General features: G+C 42.7%; 16 protein-coding genes and 5 pseudogenes. 11 read left to right on the top strand and 10 right to left on the bottom strand.

All coding sequences use genetic code 11. The features are described 5' to 3' along the window. Window positions 1-22 precede the first annotated feature (22 nt). The 5 genes from ACGF7G_RS05995 to ACGF7G_RS05975 all read right to left on the bottom strand — a co-directional run bounded on the left by ACGF7G_RS05995 (window position 23) and on the right by ACGF7G_RS05975 (window position 4517). Window positions 23-694 carry a LuxR C-terminal-related transcriptional regulator gene (locus ACGF7G_RS05995; protein WP_387464178.1) on the bottom strand — a complete coding sequence of 224 codons (672 nt, stop codon included), beginning with the start codon at window positions 692-694 and terminating at the stop codon, window positions 23-25. A gap of 23 nt (window positions 695-717) precedes the next feature. Next, window positions 718-1404, bottom strand: coding sequence for a helix-turn-helix transcriptional regulator (locus tag ACGF7G_RS05990; protein ID WP_387464177.1), 687 nt, complete (start codon window positions 1402-1404; stop codon window positions 718-720). A 57-nt stretch (window positions 1405-1461) separates the two neighbouring features. Continuing rightward, window positions 1462-2154 carry a PAS domain-containing protein gene (locus tag ACGF7G_RS05985; protein ID WP_387464176.1) on the bottom strand — a complete coding sequence of 231 codons (693 nt, stop codon included), beginning with the start codon at window positions 2152-2154 and terminating at the stop codon, window positions 1462-1464. 1063 nt (window positions 2155-3217) lie between these two features. Further along, window positions 3218-3406, bottom strand: a complete 189-nt coding sequence (locus tag ACGF7G_RS05980; RefSeq protein ID WP_387464229.1) for a LuxR C-terminal-related transcriptional regulator — start codon at window positions 3404-3406, stop codon at window positions 3218-3220. A 442-nt stretch (window positions 3407-3848) separates the two neighbouring features. Then, window positions 3849-4517 (bottom strand): LuxR C-terminal-related transcriptional regulator, encoded by a 669-nt coding sequence (locus ACGF7G_RS05975; RefSeq protein WP_387464174.1) that lies wholly within the window; start codon window positions 4515-4517, stop codon window positions 3849-3851. Between the two features lie 710 nt (window positions 4518-5227). Between ACGF7G_RS05975 and ACGF7G_RS05970 the strand changes: the two genes are divergently transcribed. The 5 genes and pseudogenes from ACGF7G_RS05970 to nadS all read left to right on the top strand — a co-directional run bounded on the left by ACGF7G_RS05970 (window position 5228) and on the right by nadS (window position 7477). Further along, window positions 5228-5377 carry a hypothetical protein gene (locus ACGF7G_RS05970; protein WP_387464233.1) on the top strand — a complete coding sequence of 50 codons (150 nt, stop codon included), beginning with the start codon at window positions 5228-5230 and terminating at the stop codon, window positions 5375-5377. Between the two features lie 67 nt (window positions 5378-5444). Then, window positions 5445-5896 (top strand): annotated as a pseudogene (locus tag ACGF7G_RS05965) (transposase); the annotation flags it as partial. 230 nt (window positions 5897-6126) lie between these two features. After that, window positions 6127-6762: a hypothetical protein gene (locus ACGF7G_RS05960; RefSeq protein WP_133815770.1), complete on the top strand. Its 636-nt coding sequence runs from the start codon at window positions 6127-6129 to the stop codon at window positions 6760-6762. A gap of 111 nt (window positions 6763-6873) precedes the next feature. Beyond that, window positions 6874-7184 (top strand): annotated as a pseudogene (locus tag ACGF7G_RS05955) (type II toxin-antitoxin system RelE/ParE family toxin). Window positions 7185-7186: 2 nt separating this feature from the next. Then, window positions 7187-7477 (top strand): NadS family protein, encoded by a 291-nt coding sequence (gene nadS / locus ACGF7G_RS05950; RefSeq protein ID WP_133815769.1) that lies wholly within the window; start codon window positions 7187-7189, stop codon window positions 7475-7477. Window positions 7478-7496: 19 nt separating this feature from the next. On the opposite strand, the pseudogene ACGF7G_RS05945 reads toward nadS, so the two are convergent. The 5 genes and pseudogenes from ACGF7G_RS05945 to ACGF7G_RS05925 form a co-directional block, all read right to left on the bottom strand. Beyond that, window positions 7497-8678: pseudogene (locus ACGF7G_RS05945) on the bottom strand (phage major capsid protein). Between the two features lie 126 nt (window positions 8679-8804). Beyond that, window positions 8805-9200, bottom strand: coding sequence for a DUF1240 domain-containing protein (locus tag ACGF7G_RS05940; protein ID WP_133815768.1), 396 nt, complete (start codon window positions 9198-9200; stop codon window positions 8805-8807). Further along, the gene (locus tag ACGF7G_RS05935; protein ID WP_242688576.1) at window positions 9197-9622 is read right to left on the bottom strand and encodes a hypothetical protein; all 426 of its coding nucleotides are present in this window, start codon (window positions 9620-9622) and stop codon (window positions 9197-9199) included. The genes ACGF7G_RS05940 and ACGF7G_RS05935 overlap by 4 nt, the downstream gene beginning before the upstream one ends. Window positions 9623-9738: 116 nt before the next feature. Next, window positions 9739-10116 (bottom strand): hypothetical protein, encoded by a 378-nt coding sequence (locus tag ACGF7G_RS05930; RefSeq protein ID WP_242688577.1) that lies wholly within the window; start codon window positions 10114-10116, stop codon window positions 9739-9741. A 105-nt stretch (window positions 10117-10221) separates the two neighbouring features. Then, window positions 10222-10616: pseudogene (locus ACGF7G_RS05925) on the bottom strand (DNA primase); the annotation flags it as partial. Window positions 10617-11065: 449 nt separating this feature from the next. Here ACGF7G_RS05925 and ACGF7G_RS05920 point away from each other — a divergent pair. From ACGF7G_RS05920 to ACGF7G_RS05895, 6 genes and pseudogenes are all read left to right on the top strand, one after another. Beyond that, on the top strand, window positions 11066-11317 hold the full coding sequence (locus tag ACGF7G_RS05920; RefSeq protein ID WP_012989112.1) for an acyl carrier protein: 252 nt from the start codon (window positions 11066-11068) through the stop codon (window positions 11315-11317). After that, complete coding sequence (locus ACGF7G_RS05915) at window positions 11310-12473, top strand: acyl-CoA dehydrogenase family protein (RefSeq protein WP_133815767.1); 1164 nt, start codon at window positions 11310-11312, stop codon at window positions 12471-12473. The genes ACGF7G_RS05920 and ACGF7G_RS05915 overlap by 8 nt, the downstream gene beginning before the upstream one ends. Window positions 12474-12526: 53 nt before the next feature. Beyond that, complete coding sequence (locus ACGF7G_RS05910; RefSeq protein ID WP_207627211.1) at window positions 12527-14185, top strand: amino acid adenylation domain-containing protein; 1659 nt, start codon at window positions 12527-12529, stop codon at window positions 14183-14185. A 3-nt stretch (window positions 14186-14188) separates the two neighbouring features. Continuing rightward, window positions 14189-15130 (top strand): annotated as a pseudogene (locus ACGF7G_RS05905) (condensation domain-containing protein); the annotation flags it as partial. Window positions 15131-15409: 279 nt separating this feature from the next. Continuing rightward, window positions 15410-18772 carry an AMP-binding protein gene (locus ACGF7G_RS05900; RefSeq protein ID WP_387464228.1) on the top strand — a complete coding sequence of 1121 codons (3363 nt, stop codon included), beginning with the start codon at window positions 15410-15412 and terminating at the stop codon, window positions 18770-18772. After that, window positions 18769-20007 (top strand): ACP S-malonyltransferase, encoded by a 1239-nt coding sequence (locus tag ACGF7G_RS05895; protein ID WP_133815765.1) that lies wholly within the window; start codon window positions 18769-18771, stop codon window positions 20005-20007. The genes ACGF7G_RS05900 and ACGF7G_RS05895 overlap by 4 nt, the downstream gene beginning before the upstream one ends. The last annotated feature ends 1 nt before the right edge of the window (window position 20008 follow it).

Below are 20008 nucleotides of genomic sequence, written 5' to 3'. Positions count from 1 at the left end.
AAACAGGGAAGTAATACGTAATCTAAGACAATAAAAATTTTTCTGGGATATAATGATTGAAATTATTGCTCAGACAGTATTCTTCCAGTTGCCGACTAGAATTTATGCCTATTTTACAATATATTCTGGTCATATGCGTTTCAACCGTATGATAGGCGACATTCAGTATTTTTCCAATCTGTTTCCTGGAGTGCTTCTGTAAAAAAAGAAAGATGATATCCCACTCGCGTTGGGTAAAAAGATCAGTCGGTGGTTGGAGTATAATGGATGATGGTAGTTTTTCATAATATTGACATAATTGGGTCAATGAATATTCCTTAGCTTTCCACAAATGGTACATAATTCCCATACAATTACCATTGTTATGATAAAGAGGTAATTTTTCACAAAAGTAGGATGACTGAATTTGCTCTTGCCCGAATACATGAGTTTCAAGTGAACATACTCTTTGCCCTTTTGTCATGACATTTTTATCGTGAATAATAAACTCTTTTGCAAATTCAGCACCATCCCAAGGAAGCTCATGATCATAAAGCCCTTCATAATCAAATGATTCTTTAAAATTGTGAATAAATTTTTTTGTCGCTGAATTACCATAAATGAAATTTGAAGAACTATTTTTTATTCCCCACGGCTCATTGCTCATTTCCATTGTGTTAATAATCTGCGGTGATATTGTATAGTCCTTCTTCATGTTAAGAAAAACTCCTTTTTAATCTATAGGTTAAGAAACATCTTACTTTCTGGATGCACAAATCTTTCTGGTACATAGAGATCATAATCATTCATTCGGCAATATTCTTCTAATTGATAACTGGAATTAACACCAATTCTTCTATATATCCGTAAGATATGCGTTTCAACAGTGCGATAGGAGATATTCAACATTTTGCCCATTTGCTTACTGGTATATTTTTGTAAAAGAAGGAAAATAATATCCCATTCCCTCTGAGTAAATAAATCAGTTGGTGGTTGAAACATAATAGATGCAGGGAGTTTTCCATGGTATAGACGGGTTAATGAAAAATCTTGAGCTTGCCAACCGTGAAATATAATTCCCATACAATTCCCATCTTCTTTATAAATAGGGTTTTTGTCAAAAAAATAGGATGACAAAATTTTTTCTTTTCCATATACATGTGTTTCAAGTGAACATATTCTATCTTCTCTTTCCATCACTTTTTTATCATGGAGCATGTATTCTTTGGCAAACTCAGCACCATCCCAGGGAAGTTCATCCTCATAATGGCCTTCATAATTAAACGAATCTGGAAAGTTTTGGAGATTTTTAAATGCCTGATTACCATAAATCCAGCATGAATTTATATCTTTAATTCCCCAAGGATCATTACTTTGTTCTAATGTATTAATGATTTGGGGTGAAATTGTTAATTTACTATTCATAGTGTCATTCCTCTTTTGCTAGTCTTAAAATTTGATTGTTGATATTTAAGTTTATTGTCAATCTAATTCTATGCTACCAATAGTGACAAATCTTTCTGGAATATAAAGATCAAATTTGTTTTCTTTACAGAAATCGTTTAATTCTTCATGCAATGGCAAATCAAATTTTCGGTAAATTGACTGAATATGATTAACCACACTTTCTGTACTTATCACTAATTCTTCACCGATACTCTCTTCATCCAATGAACGAAGGGTTAGAAAGAGAACTTCCCATTCAGTTTGCGTCAGCGTGTCATTAGGAGGTACGAATTGCAGTGCCGACGGAGATGTTTTTTCATAATAATAGGCAACGGAAAAATTTTCAGTTTTGCACATATGAAAAGTGATACCAATACAATGGCCCTCTTCATCACAAAGTGGATATTTATTACAAAGATAGGTTTGCTTAATCTTATGTTCTTCAAATGGATGAGTTTCCAATGAAGTGACTCGTTGCAGGGTTTGAGTAACTTTCTGATCCTGACGGTAGAACTCTTCTGCATATTCTGCAATAGGAGAAGGCAATTCATCGGCAGAAAGCCCGGTAATATCGAAATCTTCTGGTAAATTGAGTAGTTGATAAAAAGCGGAATTGGCATAGATAAACCTTGATTGGCGATCTTTAGCTCCCCAAGGTTCGCTGCTTTTTTCCCACGTGTGAATTAATTGTGGGGTGATATTATTGGGTTTGTTTTTTATATGTTGCATTGTGACTCCTGAATGATTATTTCAGCCGTTATCTGCAAGGTCTGCCTGCTAATTTATACCTTCATTATACTTAAAATATCTTGGTCACATAATATAATATAATAACTTGCGCGTCAAAATACATATATTTATTAATCAAATATTATTATTATTTTATATTGGGATTTTAATTTTGAGTAAATATAACAAATAATACTATTGCATATAAAAACATTTTATAATGATTAATAATCAGATAAATTAATGAATTTTATTTTTCAGTTATGAGTAATTAAGTGACATGTATCAAGAATTTTCTGTCATAAACCGGGGATGGAGAGAGCTACTCTTATAACGATGACTTGTAATAGGATGAAAGAAAAGGTGTTATTTCTGGGCCAGAATAATGCGAAAAAAATAGTATTTTATTGAAATAATGTGCGATTAATTAAAGAATGTTTCTTAAATAGAGTCTGCGAGATATTGTAATTCGATAAGGTATATTTAGAAATTATCAGCACAATCAACTATATGAGCTTTTTAACCCAAAAATCAGGTTTGAATTTTTTGGTTGTTGGAATAACTAAACTTAAATAAAATTAAGGTTAGGTAAATTCTGCTTAATTTAATTTTTGAAGAATAATGAAATAAAAAACTTACTTAAAATGGTATAGCTACAAGATATAAAGTTGTATTTAAAACTCCACTTAGATATTTGTAACAGCTTTGTACTTTGCTCCACTTCTGATGATTTTGTATCAATGGCTTTTGCCTTTAGGGAACAGATGAGCAATTGCGTGATGGGCAGCTATAAGAAGCAGGATAAGGTTACAGACCGGGATTAATATGGTGTGCAGAATTTCTCTTTGTCAGAGAAGAAAGCGGGAAGTATTTAGCTCGAGCCGTCGATATTGGTGTTTACGAATATTCTTTTTCTTTATATTTCATCGCAGGGTGTTTGATATTAAAATCTGCAAAAAATAGACATCTGGACACTAAAAAGTTAACTATTACGAGGCGGATTCGACTAAAAGATCAATTAAATAAACTAGGGGGAGAAATAGGGAATAATGAAATCGATTATTTATAATAAAAAGTGACCTATTGGTTGAAAATATCTTGGTGGAATATATATATCATAGTCATTTTCTTTACAAAATATCCTTAATTCAATTGATGAGCTAATTGATAGTTTATTATAGATACTTTCAAAATATCTTTCCACGGTATGGAATGATATTTTCATTTCATCAGCAATACATTTATTATGGATGCCGCGACAGAATAAAAATATTATTGCCCATTATTTTTATGCCAATATATTGTTAGGTGGCCTAAGTCTAATGGACATAGAGGTATTATTCATCATGTAATGAGATGCCGCGAAATGATCTATTTCTTTAGCGTGAGAAATAATTCCAATACATTGATTATCTTCATCCATTAATGGATATTTATTACAAAAATAGGATTTAAGTTGTTGACCATTGCCTTGAGGGTAAGTACCAATAGATGATATTCTCCCATGTATTTGTTAACTGAGTGGTAATAAAAGGAACTTTTTTACATCCAAATTTTTTCATGTATAGCCTTTAAAAAATTATTGAATATAACTATAATATTTTCAAATAAAAATACATTCCAGTAAGACTGATTATTTTTTCCATTGATCATGGACAAGGGCGGCATATATAGGCCGGGAATAAATACGTAATTTAATATAATAAAAATCTTTCTGGTATATAGTGATTGAAGTTATTAACCTGACAATACTCTTCCAGTTGCTGACTGGAGTTAATCCCTATCTTGTGATATATCCGAGCCATATAAGATTCAACGGTACGATAGGCAATATTCAATACTCGCCCAATCTGTCTTCTGGTGTTTTTCTGTAGAAAGAGAAAAATAATATCCCATTCACGTTGAGTAAAAAGATCAATCGGTGGTTGGAGCATAATGGAGGCGGGGAGTTTATCATGATATTGATGCAGATGAGTTAATGAATAATTTTGGGCTTCCCAGCCGTGATATATGACACCCATACAATTTCCATCTTCATGATAAAAAGGCGATTTTTCGAAAAAATAAGATGACAGAACTTGCTCTCTTCCAAATATATGTGTTTCAACTGAGCATATTCTTTGCTGTTTTTCTATCACTTTTTTATCATGCTTAATAAATTCTTCTGCAAATTTAGCGCTATCCCAAGGGAGTTCATTCTCATAAAACCCTTCAAACTCAAATGCATTTGAAAAGTTCTGAAGAAATTTTAATGCCAGATTGCCGTAAATAAAACATGAATTTTTATCTTTGATTCCCCAAGGTTCATTACTTGCTGCCAGTGTGTTGATAATTTGAGGTGATATGGTGATGTGATGACTCATATTACAATTCCTTTTTCCCCAGTTTTCGAGCGTCAATCTTGATATGTTTGAGTTGCGTAGCTAGTTTAATACTTTATTGCCAGGAAAGACAAATTTTTTGAGAAAATAATAATTATGGCTGTTTTTATTACGAGAATTGTTTAATTATAGATGTCATTGTAGATTAAATGTCTATTAAATTAGTTGCGAAGTGATATTGTTTGGTTCTTTTATTATATTTAAGATAGTAAAGCCTTAATGTTGCTCCAATCCCAATAAAAATACTGCGATATATCAATTCAAATTCGCTATCCATTGTCTTTATTTAGGAAGGTAACAACGGCAACCGAGATCAGTTGCCGTATTGAAAATTGCTCCTGATGGCGGGAGATCATTAGCGGATCCAGATATAAAATAGTCTGACTTGTGAATTTCTCCATAATATAATAAAAGTTCAATTTGGTGACAGTTATTCACAGATTGCGACAGATAGGATTAATTGATCTTGTAACTTAAATTGTGTAATTTCCTGTTTTTGAGATGTTTTCGATTCAAAAATGTTGAGCCACTTATTGCTGACAATGATATAAAAATAGTTAACCTTCTAAATCATAAGAACGCCGCATTATTCTTTTTCTGAACTAGACTTTGAGTGGTATGAATTGCAAAAGGATTATTTTTAAAATAATTCAATATATTGCTTATAAAATAATATTACTTAAGGGGTGTATATGAATCACAAGAATAATTTTAAGGCTTTTTCTATTAGTGATAATGCGAATGTAGTCAGTCAGGAAAAATATGAAGAAAACCAGAGTTTGCAGACTGGATTTACACCGGATAATGTTCCCACACACTTGTTAAATAAGGGGAACCACTAAAAACTTTTCACAGCCACAAAATTGAGTAAAATGTAGACACAACACCTCTCTGCAAGGTAGCGCCGTCATGATACCGCCTCGTTCTGCTTTAAAAAAAGACAAGCTGGCATCCGAATATCACCGTCGAAAAATCGATGAATTAGGTGATCCGCTGCTTGTTCTTGATAAGTATGTTGATTTCTCGGCACTGGCTGACACCATAGACCGTGTCGCACCACGCATTATTTCTCCCAAAGGGGGACGCCCGCCATTCCCGACTGAGGTGATGGTTCGCATCATTATCCTGAAACATTTCCATCATCTTTCCGATGAAAAGATGGAATATCAATTGCTTGACCGAATGAGCTGGCAACGTTTTTGTCGCCTGACCAATGTTATTAATATTCCAGACCGTAACACGATTTGGTGTTTCGAAAAACGGATTGGGCAGGAAGGAGCCAGCGCGTTGTTTGAAGAGGCGAAGCATCAGCTTTCGGCACAGGGATTCATTCCCAGAGGGGTCAAATCATTGATGCCAGTTTCTAATTCTGGTATGTGATGAAAAAGCGATGAGTTTATTTTTTCCCCTGAAAAAGCAAGAAAAAGTCATACACAATAAAGTCATTTATTGATGAGTGCAAAATTGATCTTATTTTTTGTATTGAAAGTTTTTAGAGGTTCCCTATCATATATAGCTAATGCTATTGATTTGATGCCAATGTGATTCTATTATTACCTTAGCGGCATATTTATCGGTGAGAGGGGGTTACATGCCAACAAGATTGGTAGATCCTGGAAAGGTTAATGCAGTTTTCGCTCATTTGAACGAGAGCTCAGATAATCACACCCTCTATATTGCGTTATCTAAGGGTATCGATATTACCGATCAGATAAACGGATTGGCACTGGCTCCGGGTTATCGTATGGTTCGCGTTGATGGGCGCTTTGGTGATCGAATTAATCAATCTCATTTTGAACTGGCGCTGCTTAACGATGTGTCTCAAGAAGTCGTTTATTATAACAGGGTTATCATACAGCCTGATGTAGTATTAAATTGTCGCCCAGTAACACAAATTCTTGTTTGGCGTATTCTGAAGCGTGAACACCGAACGATTTTGCATGAACTGGCTGGTCAGGTGTTCTTCGGTTACTTGCTCGAATCTTATAATGTGATCGTGTCAGATATGAATCAGACTCATGACGGCATTTCTTTTTGGCAGGCCCGTATGTATGACGCTCTGGCGTATAAGATGCATGTTTATGCTTACGATATGATCACATGTGAGTTGCATAAAATTTTGTCTGATGAGGAAATTGCTAGCAAAGAGTCGTGGTTATGGGGAGATCCTGAACACTATCAAAACAGACTGGCAATTATTTCAAAAAACGAATTACCTATTCAATAAACCTGCCACTGTGCGGGTTTTTTCATAGATATACCCATGCTCTGCGCCATTGGCTTATACTGATAAAGCGTATATTATCATCTAAAATGTACGCCAATGGCGCACTAAAACATGATATTTATAGAGACCTATATCTTCACTGAAGATTGTAAAGAGTTGTTAAATGACGATGAATATCATGAATTTCAGCAATATCTCGCAGACAATCCTACTGCTGGTGATGTTATCCAACACACTGGTGGCTTACGTAAAGTCAGATGGGCATCTAGAGGGAAAGGTAAGCGGGGTGGTGTGCGCATTATTTATTACTATAAAGTAGATGTCTCACACATCAGGCTGTTGCTGATTTATAAAAAAGTATCAAGGATGACCTTAGCGAATCAGAAAAGAAAGTCTTGAGAGCACTAAATGAGGGGTGGTAACAATGGATAGTAAATTATTTTCCAAGCTAACTGAAAGCATGACACAGATGAACGAAATTATTAATGGCGAACGTGCTGCCTCTCGTGAAACTCACGTTGAAGCAGTAAAAGTAAAGAATATTCGTCAGGCAACCGGTTTAAGTCAGACTGGTTTTGCTAAGTTAATTTCCGTTAATGTTGGAACTTTGCGAAATTGGGAGCAGGGAAGGCGTGAACCAACTGGGCCAGCAAAAGCATTGCTTAAAGCAATAGAGAAAGATCCGGTTCATGTTTTAAAGGCATTATCTATGTAAATAGAACGCATCGAAATTCCTAAGCCCCGCTAAAACGAGGTTTTTTTTTGCTGGCTGCTTTCACTTCCAGTACCTTGATGGTATTGGAGTCTACCAGACCGCCGCCCAAATATTTATCGGTGTGTACCTTATAAAATCCCGGTTCGGTGATATTGTCGGGACGGGTGCGGGTACCTGTCTCATGGCCAACGATGAAATAACCCCGCTTGAAGTCACCCAGACCGATCACATCATCTGGCATAAATTCGAGATAGTGGACAGGCAAACCCAATAGCATATCGGGATCACCCGCCTGTAAACGTTCCCGCCAAATATAATCCCCATTACCGTTTTTGAGTTTTTGCACTTTAGCAGCAGTATTAGAGTTCATTACCCAAACCGCATTTTTGCGGTATTTATTGCGGAGTTTAAATTTCAGGTCAATCAGGCTATCTGCTATCTGCTATCTGCTCAGGTACTTCTATTTTTTGTAATGTCCCGAAAGTACGCGCTGGATCACTTTTGGTATCACGAGGATAAGTTAAAAAGCCTTTAACTTTCTTAGCGCCGTCACCACTGACCAGATCCGTTTCTTCGGTATCGACAAAAGTCTCCCCCATTTCCGTTGTTAACCAGCCTAATAATGTCTACGTCACTGAAATCTAAGATTTCCTGTGTGGTTTTTGGATAGGCTCAGATAGGGAATAGCTTAATGCTGACTTCTTCCAGCTTTGGCGTACTGGTTTCGGTGCGAGCTTTACCTTCTTCTTCGTGATTGATTACCGTATTGCCCACAGAAACAAGCTGTTTGTATTCGTTACTGTATGTGGTTTTAATAGCACAGATCTTACGCATCACTGATTCATCGGTCAGTTGCTGCATGATTTGCTTATTCAGTTCAGGGATGACGGTATAACCACCATCAGCCGGAACGCTGGTAAACAGTGAACGGGTTTCCCCTGTCAAGATATAGTGACGTAACTCATCATTACTGACTGCTTTATCACCTGATACGGGTTTACCTGCCTGTGAGCGCTCCTCATCAGCGATAGCCTCATAACGGGCCATTTCAGCATTCAGGGATTCGGACTGACTGCGCAATTCGTCAAACTGTTTCGTTGTCGCTCAGTGAGCGCTTTTCGTCTTCTGCTTTAGTGAGAAGGGGGCGCATTTGATGGGGCAGATCAGCTTTTTGCTGGCGCAATTCAAGTAATTTTTTCATGATGTTTTGCGATTGGTTTTTATATGCTTAAAACACTATTTAACATCATGATAAATAATAAAAAAGCCTCTATGTTTCAGAGGTTAAACATAGGAAAGCATGAGGGCGGAATATTTACCAAAGTTTTCATTCACAAAATGATAAATTTTTCACATAAGTTGTTGGTGACATCCACGATATTTTATCACATGTTAAATAACCCTCATTTTTTAACTTATAGCTAACATAAAAAGATATCGGAAAACTAACGATAAATGATGCAATCATCAGCATGCTCAGGTACTTAACAATCAACTTGTTAAATTTAGGCAGCCTATCAAAGATAAAGAAAAAGATAGAGCCTGATATAGAATAAAATAATAGAGGAAAAGACATAAAACATATGACAACTGTGCTAGAAAATATTATCTCATCTTTCATTAGTATTAATGAAACAACAGAATTAATAACTAAGCACATCATAAATGTCACTATTAATAACAGTATTAGTCCTCCTAATGCTTTAAAATATTTATTATTCACCTCAACCTTCCTAATCCATTAAAAAAATATTGTAAGTCTGCTGCTGGTGTTCTTGGTTTGCTTTTCATTGCTTCTTTTAAAAACGCTATTAATTTTTCACTTATTCCATATTTTTTGTCAAGAATGTCTAAACCATAAGCTACCAAAATACCAGTAACCAAAACTATTCCAGCAACAGCGACAATACTGCCACCTAAAATAGCTGTAGCAGTTAAAACTGTACCTACAGCCCAAGAGGCAACAGCGATAATAGCTGTCTTAGCCATATCCATTGTTATGTTGCCGATAAAATCGGCTAAGGTATATTCATCCTTAAAAATACTTTCTATCACTCGGTAACCAATAGAAAAGATAATACAGAATTTAACACCTTTGACAATACTTGAATTAAGACCTTGCTGGCCTATCCCCATTGCTAGCATTTTAGGGTGATTGGCACCGTATCGTGTTCCCCTGACAAAGCGTCTAAGACCTGCATGTCCCGACAGGTGAATATACCTATTTCCGTTTTCTCCTACATGTATTGTCGCGGTGATATTTAACCTCTTAAACTCTCTACAAACTTCATAGAACCCATGTAAATCATAGATACTTCCGGCATAGGTAGAAACAGGATCTGTGACAGAAAATACATACGACATAGGATTTTTTTCTTGTTTTCCTCCTCTATGCCTCTTGTAAATGCTTCTCCGTCATATGGATTCGGTGAACGAAAAGGATTTATATCTTTAATAATGCTTTTGGCTTCTGATAACGTAAGAACAATATGGTATTGAGTATTATCACTTAATGCCTTTTCTAATCCTACGGCATCAAAAAATTCATGTTGAGGCTTTAGCTGATTAATCCCCACATTACCCCTTAAAAAATCCCCCATGTAACCTTCCACACTGGGATTATATTTTTTATATGTCATACGCCTTCCTTACATCAGTTTAATATTACTTATTCTGACATCTTCGTTTATATAATAAACAGGGTCAACAAAAATAATTTAACTCTTATCAGAATGCTCCCTGAACCCGACAAACTGATAATGCCCCCTGGCTTCATCCAGTGCTTTTATATTGCCGTTTGCGGTATTGTGTTCACCGGCTAATTAAAGACGCGATAACGGTTTGCCAATATCATAAATAGAGTGGTATTAATGCGGGCCATCTTGTTCACATCATTACTCGCGGCATGGGATAACCAGCGATAAAAATGCGAGGCGTGTGCCTGTAATTTTTCCCTTCTTATGGGCTGGGTAAACTCAATGCCATTATGGTTCATTCGTCAGTGTTCAGGTTGGTGAGGCTTAAACATCTTCGTCGATAAATTATAAACACCATTACTAAAGCTGATGATTTTCCTGAGCTGCCCTCTGATAACAGGGAATTGCAATTTCATTGTGTTAATCGCGTTGTTGATTCCACTAAGTGTTTAGTCCAAATATCTAAAGATTCAGTGTGGAATGTTAAACAGAGGGAGACTCAGGAAGAGGTTATAGACGTGTTACGGAAACAGTACAGGAAAATTAGCGAGCCGGAGATGCTGACTGAATTTACGTATATTGACAAAAGTTACATAAAAAGCTTACATTTATTACATGGATATAACAATAATTTCACGTATTGACCAAAATGCTTATATTTAAGTCAGATTACCCTGAGAAAGGCTAATCTCGTGGTTAACTATTTTTCCATGCCATCCCGCATGGATATTTATTCTGCACTGTTTTGTGCGCCCTGGAACAGTTCGTTTTATCATTGATTTTTTAAATAAATCAGTGACCTGAGCGGTTGCTCTAGTCCATATAAGCGGTTTCCAGGCTGGTTTTGTAAAGAAAAGATCAATGAAATTGAGCTCACAGAGGAAAGTAAGTAATGGACGTATCCGCGCGTAAAAAGTTAGTGTCTGAATACCTGTGCAAACTTGCTGGTAAGCAAGATTTAGACGATTCAGTCAATATTTTCGAAACCGGCTTGGTTAACTCCTTGGCCGCTATCCAGTTAATCTCCTTTCTTGAAAAAAACTTCAAAATTAAGGTTGAAATCGATGACCTTGATAATGCCAATTTTTCCAGCATTCAGGCGGTCTGCAACTTCTTAGACAGAAAGGTGGCGGTAAATGCTTAATCGCTTTTTGTCACCTTCGCAAAATGCGTGGTTACAGGCATTTGAGCAATTTTCAGCTATTGAAGTCGCTCCTTATGCCGATGAATGGGACTTGGAAGAAGCGACGCCCGTAAATGTTGTGCAAAAACTTGCGCATAACGGTTGGTTAGGTGGTTTAGCGAAAACTGAGAGCGGCGGTCTGGGGTTTGATGCCACGACTTTCGGATTGCTGAACATGGCCATCGGTGCCGGGAGCGGCTCGCTCACCGGTTTGCTGAATGTTCACTCAATGGTGTTGAAAACCATCGAGGATTGGGGTTCTCAAGATCAGAAACAGCGCTTTCTCGCGCCGCTGGTGAAGGGCGAAATCATTGGTGCCTTCGCGCAAACTGAAGTTTCCGCCGGTGGCGACTCTAAAAACCTGTCGACTAAGTTTGAAGAAGATGGAGATTATCTGAGGGTTAATGGGCAAAAAACCTGGATTACTTTCGCCCAGATCGCGGATCTATTTCTGGTATTCGGTAAATACCAGGGGTTGGATACCGCCGTATTAGTTCCCAAAAATACCCCAGGGTTAAAAGTGACCGCCAAGAAAAATATGCTGGGCTTTAAGAGCGCATATCTGGCGGTGTTGGATTTCACCGATTGCCGGGTTCCTAAGACAAATATTGTAGGAAAGCCTGGATTTGGACAAAACCTCATCTCTAACAACGCGTTGGACTTTGGTCGCATCAGTGTGGCCTGGGCGGCGCTGGGAATACAACAGGCGGCATTGGCGGCGTCTGCTCGCAGGGCCAACTCCCGCTCCACCTTTGGTTCGTTACTTGCGGACCAAGGCATCATTCGCGGTTACCTGGCAGAAATGTCCGGTAGCCTGCTAGCCTCTCAACTCGTTTGTTTATCAGCGACAAAAGCGAAAGAAGCAAGGGATGAAGATGCTCTTGAGCAGATTCTTCAAGCCAAGCTTTTCGCCTCGCAGGAAGCTGGCGTTGCCGCGGCGAAAGCCGTGCAGATTCATGGTGGTCACGGTTGCGATGAGAGTAATGGCGTCAGCCGGCTCTATCGGGATGCGAAAATACTGCAAGTTGTTGAAGGTAGCAATGAGCTGCAAAAAATGTTGATCGGCAAGGAGGTATGTAATCGGTACAACTGCAACTTTGCACAGACTATCTCATAAACCACTCCTTAAATTTATTTCACCCTGAAAAGACAGACTGCTTAGTCTGGCTGATGGGGTGCTATTACCTGGCGTTCGTCTGTAACGCTGGACGTAATGAAGTTTGGGAGCAACAAAGCCAGCAATCAGAGGATTTCGGCATCATGGAAACTGGTCAACTTATTACTGATTATTTCGAAAGCACGGCGAAAGATAACCAGAACCCGGCGATACGGTGGGGAAAAGGCAACTCTTTATCCTGGAGCGAGTTATACGAAAGAGCGCAACGGCTGGCGCATTATCTGGTTAATGAGCGCGGCGTATGCCAGGGTGATTGCGTCGCCATTGGTCTTGAGCGTAGCCCGGAATTTCTGGTGGCAGCATATGCGGTACTGCTTGCTGGCGGCGTTTATTTTCCTGTTGATGTAAAAACCCCTGTCGCCCGGTTGGCGTCTATGTTTGCGACGGCCCGATGCCGTATCGCTTTTTGCAATGTGACGCAGGAGAGTCTGTTTATTGAGGCTAATGCCGAATTGGAGTTGATCAGGCGTGAACGTCTGACAGAAATATCCACTTTTCAGCGTTTAGAAAACGCTGGCAAAAAAGTGCCCCAATTGCGGGCCGCCGATCCCGCCTACTTAATTTTTACTTCCGGTACGACCGGCACGCCAAAAGGAGTTTTGGTAAATCATAGCGCTTTCATAAACCGGCTGGAGTGGCATCAGACTCACAGTGAGATGACGGATTCGGACACTATCCTACAGAGAACTGCGCTGACTTTTGACGTCTCTTTATGGGAGCTATTTTTACCTGCTTTGAACGGTGCGAGTCATTATCTACTGCAACCGGGATTGGAGTCATTTCCCAGAGGTATAGTGGCTGCACTGGAAAACGAGAATGTTACCGTTGTCCACTTTGTCCCCAGTTTATTGAAGCCGGTTCTGCAAGAGCTTCAGGAAGGCAATGTGGATACCTTGCTGTTGCCGGCGCTGCGTAAGGTATATGTGAGCGGGGAGCCGCTGTCTGCCTCTCTGGTTGATCAATTTCAGAAAGTATTCGCTTCGCGTTGTCTGTTGACTAATTTATACGGTCCCACGGAAGCGGCGATCGACGTCAGTTTTTATGATTGCGTGGAAACCTTGCCGGGAGTCATCCCCATTGGGCAGGCTCTCACCGGGTGTCAGTTGTACGTCTTGGACCAGGATAGTCTGGCGTTGAAAGCAGATTCGGAAGAAGGCGAGATAGCCATTGGCGGGATATGTCTGGCCGAGGGCTACTACAACCAGAAGGACCTGACCGATAAAGCATTTATTTTCCACCCGGAACTTCAACAACGGATATACCTGACCGGTGATCTTGGATGGTATGAGGAAGGAAGAGGCTTTTTCTGCCAGGGCCGGAAGGATACGCAAGTTAAGCTACGCGGACTGCGCATTGAACTAGGGGAGATAGAGCATCATCTGCTCAACTATCCTTCTATTACCGAGGCTGTCGTCTGTATGGTTGAGGACGAAGAGCAGGAACAATGGCTTGTCGCGGCGATCGCGGTAGGGGAAGAGGTGTTTGATCCGCAGGATATTCGTCAATTTCTCTCTGCGCAAGTGCCGGCTTACATGTTGCCTACCCGTTATTGGCAGACTCGAAGTTTGCCGAGGTCCAGCTCAGGGAAACTTGATAGGAAAGCCATCGCCAGGAATATGCGGGATCTATTTTTCACCAAAGTGGTAGCTTAAGTCATGAATCAGTCGATTTTTGAGCTATCCCGGTCACAACAGACCGTTTTTAAAATGGAGGCGTTTCATCTGTCTGGCCATCGGTTTTATCTGGGCGGCGTTGTGCGTCTGAGTGGAACCCTTTCTCTGGATCAACTGGTGCGGGCGGCTGAAACTGTCCGGGATTCTCAGGATGTATTCCATATTGGATTTGTCACCGATCATTTGGAAACCGGACAGTTGGAAATACAGTGGCGTGGAGTCCGGCACGACGCACCTCAGGCTGAAGTGGAAAAGGTGGATTTCAGCAGGCATCCGGAGCCTGGGCAGGCTTTCGATAGCTGGGCAGAGCGGCAACTGTTGGTGGAGGAGGAATTGTCACTCACACCGATACGAATTTTCGCTGTGCGTTTCCGACAAGAACAGTCGGGATGGTTTGTGAAGGCGCATCATGCAGCGGCGGACAGTGCAGCGTTGGCGATACTGATGGAGCATTTGGCGGAGGCGTTGGAGCAGGAAGCTCTGGGCATGGGGAAGGCGGCGTCCCCCTTATTTTCTGTTATTGCCGAGGGAGAGCGGGACTACGAGAGCTCCCGGCGCATGGAAAGGGACGCCGCGTATTGGCGGAGTGTTTTTGGCGACACGCAGTCAGCAAGTGCCAGCAAAATATCCTGCCGCTATCCGATTGGCGACTATCGCGGATTGGAGCCTCGCTCTATGCGTGTACGGGTCGTTTTGAGCGAAGCGCAAAACGACATGCTGCGCAGATTCAAGAGCAGCGGCGGTTCTGTTTTCCGGCTGTTTTTCGCTGCTGTCGCGCATACGCAAATGGTGATTGAAGACGGCAATGGCGCTTTATTGCAGGCACCCATGCTGAATCGCTGGAACGAGGATGAAAAACGGTCAATCGTTATGGCGGTGGCACCAGTCTTGGTTCCGGTGTTTCGTGAGGAGGGGGAGACGGTGGCGGATTGCTATCGCACCCTTAAAAACCGTCTGCAAAAAGCCATTGTGCATTCACGCTATGCCCCAGGCACCCGTTGGGGGGATTTTGTATCGCAAGACTGGAAGCGGATTATTCCGGCCTTCGGTGTTTCCTATCAAACAGGCGTGTTTCAGCATACTGTCTCAGGTGCAGAAGTAGAGATTAATCACATTCAGGCGGTGGAGGCGCTGTTCGCCACTGTTCACATCCACGACCGCTTCGAGGGCGGCTGCTTCAAGCTTGATGCGGATTTTCGCAAGGTGTGGTCATCCGACCAATGTCGCGCGTTCCTGCAAACTGTCATTGACTATGCAATGGAAGCGGCCGCTGAAGTGATGGGGCAAACAGAAGAAGTCAACGCTTGTTTAGATTGCAGAGCAGAATCGATAGGCGTTCATTTACGCGACGCTTTTGAACGCTATGCTGACAATTTGTTGTTCAGACAAGGTATAGGCGTAGAGCTAGGTAACCTGACTTACCGCCAGGGTTTGCAATGGATTCGTCAGTTCAGCGTGCAGTTGCGGGGCCAGCATTCCGGGCACAATCCGGTGTTGATCTTGGGAAGACGCTCTCCTGAAACGATACTCGCCTATCTGACCTGTCTTATTGAAAATGTGACGGTGGTTCCTGTTTGTCCCACTACGCCTTTGGTCAGGTTATCGACTATTGTCCGTAACTCGGGGGCCTCTCTTTGCATTTACATGGGTACGGATCGGGATCTGGCGGAAGCGTTGGATTTGCCACTGTTGCGCGTTTCGCTGGATGAGGCGTTATGTGAAGAAATGTCGCATCCAGAGGGGCGACCAGAACCAACGTGGTCGAAACAGGCATACAGCAACCCTGCTTATATCCTGTATACATCCGGATCGACCGGAGAACCTAAAGGCGTTGCGATTTCTCCCATTGCGCTGGCGAACTATGCGCTGGCGGCCAAAGAGGCTTACGCTGCCGGGGCACCGTTTAATATGCCTTTGTTCACCTCCTTTGGATTCGATTTGACGCAGACTGCTATTCTGATCCCTGTTTTATCGGGCGGTTTTATACAAGCTTACGAACAGGACATTCGCGATAATCCGGCACTGCTGCGGACTCTTCTCGCCGATGAGTCATTGACGGGCGTTAAATGTACGCCGTCTCATCTTTCATTACTGATTGAACATAGCCCCAAGAGACACAATCCGTTGACCTTTGTTGTCGGTGGAGAAAACTTGTCCGTCGTGTTAGTGAATAAAGCGCTTGATTTCTATCCTTCTGGCAGCAAGGTGATCAATGAGTATGGGCCGACGGAGGCGACAGTAGGGTGTTGCATCTATTCAGTGAGCGGGCCTGGCGGGAACAGCAAGACGAACGGTGTGATTATGCCTATCGGCAAAGCGCTGGGTAAAGCGGAAATGTCGATAAGAGATGCCTGGGGCCAAAATATGCCCCGTGGATTCAGAGGCGAAATATGGATCGGCGGTCCGGTGTTGGCGGATGGGTATATTAACGACAGTATTCAGACAGAAGCAAAATTCGTGCGCAGCGCTGATGGGCGACTCCGTTGGTATCGCACGGGCGATCTGGGTTTGCAGGACGAACAGGGTGTGTTTCATTGTGTTGGTCGCATCGACGATGAATTTAAAGTGCGTGGTCACCGGATTCATCCTGCGGAAATTGAAAAAGCTGTGCAAGACACGCTGACGCACCTTGGGCAAGACGATGATCACCATTGGCAGTTGAAGGTGCTGAAACTGATTGTTGATGATGTTGATGGAATTGATAGAGATGAAACGGTCACTTTGTGCAGCAGTAAGCCTGTCCCGTATGACAGCCATGATTTCCAGAGAAGCTTGAGAAGCAAAATTCCTGAGGCTTGGCTGCCGGGGCTGTACTGCACTGTGCAGCCCTGGCCGGTTAATGCTAATGGTAAGGTTGATATGGCCGTACTCACCGCCGAGGCTAGGCGGGTGGCGGTTGATGCTTCTGATATTCGTTCAACTGACGAGAAAGGTCAGGGGGAGCAGGAAGCCTACAAACTCCCTTCATGGCTGGATGCAGAGTTTTTAAGGCCGATCTGGCCGCAAACTGTGGATCTGACGGCCTCATTTTTGGCGCAAGGGGGTGACTCGATCAAAGCGATCCGGTTTGTCGCGTTGCTAGCCAGAGAAGGTGTTCGGATCGGCGCAAGTGAATTGTTAACTTCGATAGCTTTAGGCTCTGTGCTTGAAAAAGCGTGTGCGGAGAAGCCGGAGGACGCGGTAACCGATTCGGCCATATCGGCCATAATAGAAGGATCCGAAGCAAACTGGGTGAAGTATTTACCTAGTGTGCGCTGGTTCCAGCAACACCGCTTTAAACACGGTGATCGACTGCAACAGGGAGTGGTGCTTGAACTGCCACGGTCCGTTTCCGCCGGGCGTATAAACGTTGGCGTCGCAGCGGTAAAAGCAAGGCATAAAATCTTCTCCCTGAGGGCAAATCGGGATTTGAGCGAATTCCATTTTTCGTCTTCGGAGCCGGAACAGCATGGCTGCGATATGTTGGTGCAAGGAAAGGTGTTGGCACAAGGGGAGCACCTTGAAGACAGACTAAATAAATTGCAAGGTGAGGTCTGTCTGGAGAATCAACCCAGCGTTCATGAAGTGGTGTTCGATCCGGTTTCGAACAAAAACTATCTGATCTGGGTTTGCCATCACCTTATTTGCGATGTGCACTCATGGATTTTCTTGTTGGATGAATTGGATCAGGCGCTGAATGAATCGGTGGCCCAGGCTAATGCTGATGTGGAGCAGGGAGCGTTCCTTTGGGGGAAATGGTTGCGGGATCACACCTCTTATGCAGAACCTGTGCTACATGACGACGCTTTTTATCTGCCGGCGGTTGCTGCCGTCACTTTGGCACTGTCAGTTTCCGGCGATAACTTAGGGTTCATGGCGCAACGCTGCAAAGCTGAACGTTCACAGTTGATCGCTGCCGCTTTGATGGAGGTTGTGCAGGATAACGGCGTGCTGCTGGAGCAGCCCGCCGTGCTGTTTGAAAATCACGGACGCTTATTCTCCGAGGCGGAAATGCCCGCTATCTGGAATGCAGCAATGGCGAACGCGGTGGGTTGGTTTACCGGCTTCAATCAATTGAATCTTAATGTTCCCTTAGATCATCCGTGCGACTTTTTGCGCGCGTTGAAGTCGTGCCTGTATGAAGGCAGTCTGGACTGGAAAGACCAACTGGGGCTGAATGGCACGGGTGTGCGGCCACTAATCTGCATCAACGACATTGGTTTCGGACTGGGCAGTTGCGGAACATGGAGTCATTTCAATCTGGTTCATTCCCTGTCGGGTGGTTTTCGACATCTCGACGAAAAGAGTGTGGCCGACTTTGACATACTTATTCGCGATGGTCGCGAGTCCGGTTCTGTTTTCGTTGAGTTGAGGTTGGGTGTTCTTGGCGCTGACGGTAATGATGCCCGGCGCTACCTGACGCAATTGAATGAAAAGTTATCGGCCTGGAACGATGTCTGGAACAAGGCATTTCATGATGGACAGACTGCTCATTGTCCGGAGCGGGCGTTGATCCCTTCGGATTTTCCTCTTTGTCAGCTCTCGCAATCGGAGCTCGATCTCATTATTAATGGAGCCTCAGCATGAGAACCGCTATCGACTCAGCGAAGACAGTGTTTTTATTTCCCGGAGTGGGGGCGCAGAAACCGGACATGTTTGCCGAATTCAGAAAGTATCCCGAGTATCGGGCCTGTCTGGAAGAAGTGTCGGAGCTGTCTCAGGTCGATTTATACGATGTTATCCACGGCGACCAGCGCGATACCTTGAAACAAGTGCGTATCGCCCAACTGGCACTCACGGCGACGACAGTCGCCATCGCCGACATATTACGGAAGTATTGTGGACTGGTTCCCGAGTTTGTGATGGGACACAGCCTGGGACAATATCCAGCCCTGTGCTCTGCCGGGTATCTTGATCTGGCGACACTGACCAAAATAGTGAACATCCGTTCGGAAGTGGTGGAGGCCTGCGCCCGCAATTACGATCAGGGCGAAATGTGTTGGGTATTGCACATCCCAGCCGAAGTCGTGGTTCAGGAAGTTGAGAAAGCCAGAAAAGACGACGGCGTGGAGGTGTACATATCCGCCATCGATGCGTTTGATCAGGCGACAGTTTCCGGTGTGATGGCTGATATTCGACGCTTCGCGCCTCGTATGGAGGCGTTGGGAGGGTTGTTTTATCCGTTGAAAATCGGTGGCCCGTTTCATTCGCCTTTAATGGCGGAGGCAAAAGCGGAATTAGAGGCGCGGCTTGACTTTTTGCCTGACGCAGGCAAGCCGGATGCGCTTATCTCCAGACTTGTTTGCAACGTCAGTGGCGCTGAATTGCCAGCGGAGAACCTGAAATCATCGATTTTGCAGCACCTGACGTCTCCGGTGCAATGGCTGCAAAGCTTGCAATATGTTGCGCAGAACGGTGTCACCCGCTATTTGGAAATTTCACCGAAAACCGTATTGAGCTATCTGTCTGAGCGTGCCGGATTGCCTATGCTACCTCTGTGCCAACCGGATGAAATTTTCACTTTCGCTGAAGACTTAAGCGCCACAGCGAATCGGCTGGAGCAGTTTTTCAGGTGTTGCTATTTCCATCTTTACAGCTCAAGACTGCCTGACATAGCGGATTTGGCGGCGATAGAACGACTGCGGCGAATCAGGGATGAGGTAAAACAAAGGATGAAAGAAAAAAATATGAACCCTGAGGAATGCGACTTTCTCCACCAGCGCACACAGCAGTGGCTGGGGATTATTGAGGAGAGCGGAGGTCTCCCTTTGTCTATGGAGAAGATGAAGTTGCAAAGCTTGTTTGATGCGGTAGGGCGTTGAG

It is taken from the genome of Photorhabdus sp. RM323S, assembly GCF_042879375.1.
Classification (GTDB): domain Bacteria; phylum Pseudomonadota; class Gammaproteobacteria; order Enterobacterales; family Enterobacteriaceae; genus Photorhabdus; species Photorhabdus tasmaniensis.
Note: the sequence above shows the minus strand (reverse complement) of the source record. Positions and strands in the feature narration are given on the sequence as shown.